Source organism: Rhodopseudomonas sp. (genome assembly GCF_036404135.1).
Lineage (GTDB): Bacteria > Pseudomonadota > Alphaproteobacteria > Rhizobiales > Xanthobacteraceae > Rhodopseudomonas_A.
This window is the reverse complement of record NZ_DASWPE010000137.1, coordinates 1-2,402: the sequence shown is the minus strand read 5'-3', so window position 1 is coordinate 2,402 and position 2,402 is coordinate 1. Positions and strand designations below refer to the sequence as shown.

3 protein-coding genes and 1 pseudogene are annotated in these 2,402 nt (G+C 63.6%); 3 read left to right on the top strand and 1 reads right to left on the bottom strand.

What is annotated here, in order from left to right:
* The 3 genes from VGC77_RS16790 to VGC77_RS16780 form a co-directional block, all read left to right on the top strand.
* Nucleotides 1-645 (top strand): HAMP domain-containing sensor histidine kinase (locus tag VGC77_RS16790; protein ID WP_331172706.1); only part of this gene is annotated, 645 nt, incomplete at its 5' end.
* A gap of 76 nt (nt 646-721) precedes the next feature.
* Complete coding sequence (locus VGC77_RS16785) at nt 722-973, top strand: type II toxin-antitoxin system VapB family antitoxin (RefSeq protein ID WP_331172705.1); 252 nt, start codon at nt 722-724, stop codon at nt 971-973.
* On the top strand, nt 970-1,371 hold the full coding sequence (locus tag VGC77_RS16780; RefSeq protein ID WP_331172704.1) for a type II toxin-antitoxin system VapC family toxin: 402 nt from the start codon (nt 970-972) through the stop codon (nt 1,369-1,371). The genes VGC77_RS16785 and VGC77_RS16780 overlap by 4 nt, the downstream gene beginning before the upstream one ends.
* A 719-nt stretch (nt 1,372-2,090) precedes the next feature.
* Here VGC77_RS16780 and VGC77_RS16775 read toward each other — a convergent pair.
* Nucleotides 2,091-2,402: pseudogene (locus VGC77_RS16775) on the bottom strand (hypothetical protein); the annotation flags it as partial.

Genomic DNA, 2,402 nt, shown 5'->3' with positions numbered 1-2,402 from the left:
AACGCCATCATCGGCTTTGCCGAAGTGATGATCGAGCAGCGCTTCGGCGCGCTCGGCAATGAGCGTTACGTCGACTACATGCGCGACATCCGCGCCTCCGGCGAGCGCGTGATCGCGATCGTCAACGACCAGCTCGACCTGTCGCGGATCGAGACCGGCAAGCTCGACCTTGCCTTCGCCAGCCAGGATCTCAACGATCTGGTCGAACAATGCGTCGCGGTGATGCAGCCGCAGGCCAATCGCGAACGCATCATCATCCGTACCTCGCTGGCGCATCTGCTGCCGCCGATCGTCGCCGACGCGCAGGCGCTGCGGCAGATCACGCTGAACCTGATCGGCACCTCGATCCATCTCGCCAATGCCGGCGGCCAGGTGATCGTCTCCACCGCGTTGTCGGATTTCGGCGACGTCGTGCTGCGGGTGCGCGACACCGGCAGCCGGCTCGCCGAGCACGAACTCGCCGCGGCGATGGAGCCGTTCCGCACCGCGCCGCCGAGCGATCACGCCTCAGAGGCGCCGGGCGTCAGCCTGTCGCTAACCAAGGCGCTGGTAGAGGCCAACCGCGCCCAGTTCCACATCAAGACCGCGCCGCATTCCGGCACGCTGATCGAGGTGATCTTTTCCAAGGCGATGGCGAAGGCGTGAGCGGGCGTGAAGCCACCCGATCCGTTGATCGGAGGGTAGACCTTCGCTATATTTCTACCACAATCGAGATTGTGGCATGCACCTCAACATCAAGAGCGATGAAGCCCATCGGCTGGCGACCGAACTGGCGCAACTTACCGGCGAGAGCCTGACGGCCGCCGTGACCGCGGCGTTGCGCGAGCAACTCGTCCGCGAACGCCGGCGCCGCCAGCCTGACAGGATGGTTGAGCGGATGATGGAGATTGGCCACCGATATGCTTCGCTCCCCGACACCGGACGCAGCCCCGATGAGATCCTAGGCTATGACGAGCACGGGCTGCCAAGATGATCGTGGTCGACAGTTCGACGGTGATTGCGATCTTCCGACAGGAACAGGACGCCTCAGATTTTGCACGACGCATTGCCGACGACGACCAGCCCATGATGTCCGCCGCTAACCTCGTCGAAACCTCCATCGTGCTGCGCGGGCTCAAGGACATTCCTCCAGCAAAAGCAGAACGATGGCTCGACGACTTCATCGCCGCGGCCGGCATCAGGATCGAATCGGTCACGGCCGTCCAGGCCCGGTTCGCCCGTTCGGCGCATCTGCGCTTCGGCAAAGGAACCGGACACCGCGCAGCGTTGAATTACGGCGACTGCTTCGCCTACGGTCTCGCAAAAGCCATGGATGCTCCCTTGCTGTGCAAGGGTAACGACTTTCCTTTGACCGACATCGCACTGGCCTGAGCTGTCATTGAGCAAGCCTCGCATGGATCTGCGCGCGACAAGGCGTGAGGGCGCGTTGCCCGCAAAGATCTTTGCGTGAAGGGAAGGCTCAGGGCGCCTCCCGGAAATGAGGGAGGCGGAGCGCCGAAAGGCGCGACTTCCAAGTAGTGGCCGCAGCGTGCAGACCGGAGCGCCGGACCGCAGAGGCCGCGGAAACGCCTTTCGACGCTCCACCGTGGCGATTTTTCGCTTCCGGACCGTGCTTCCGGGTGCAGGCGCGATGCACTCCGCACCGCCGATCCCGGGCGGTTTCCCGCCGTTCACCTGCACCGCGTTCAGCCAACTAACAAGTGGCAGACTCTCCTAGTGGAGCCGGACGGCGACCCGAAGCGTCCCGAGTGCGCAGGGAGACGTCCTCCCCGGCCCGCAGGCGCCACCGCCTCACCCCGCATCTCCAAGCGTCCCAGGACACGCCCCTCGATGGGATCAGGTGATGGGAATATAGTCATATTGCCACGAAGTGTCAAGCTCCGCGTAAAGTGATTTTTGCAGCCATTGCGAGCCGAGGGCGGCGCGCGCCGCCGGCCGAACAGCGAAGCAATCCAGGGGCTTCATGCATGGCCCTGGATTGCTTCGTCGCAAGAGCTCCTCGCAATGACGGATCTAATGCCTGATTTTATGGATCGCTCTTTGAGTCAGCCTCTCAGGATGACGGCTCGCTACGCTGCTCGCACGAGCAGTTACTTGGTGATCAGCGGCCGGTGCGGCGGCGACGCGTCCGGATTCCACAGCGGCACGATCACTCGGGTCCAGAACCGCGTATCATAGCCATCGTAATTCGACTCGGCGACGTCGCGCGTCAGGTAGAACTGGGTAATTACCGGACCGAAATTATAGCCGACCAGGCCGCCGAGGGTCGTGTCCCGCCAAGTGGTGTAGCTCGGTAGAGCAAAGCCGCCCGCACGCGCGACCTCAAATAGCGCCGTAGCGGGCGGGCGGCTTTGCGGCGGCCATCGGCGATTTGCCCGGTAGGATCGGGTTGCGAGACACCA

Coding starts and splice junctions, on each gene's coding strand:
- VGC77_RS16780 (WP_331172704.1), top strand. CDS start 970: ATGATCGTGGTCGACAGTTCGACGGTGATTGCGATCTTCCGACAGGAA.
- VGC77_RS16785 (WP_331172705.1), top strand. CDS start 722: ATGCACCTCAACATCAAGAGCGATGAAGCCCATCGGCTGGCGACCGAA.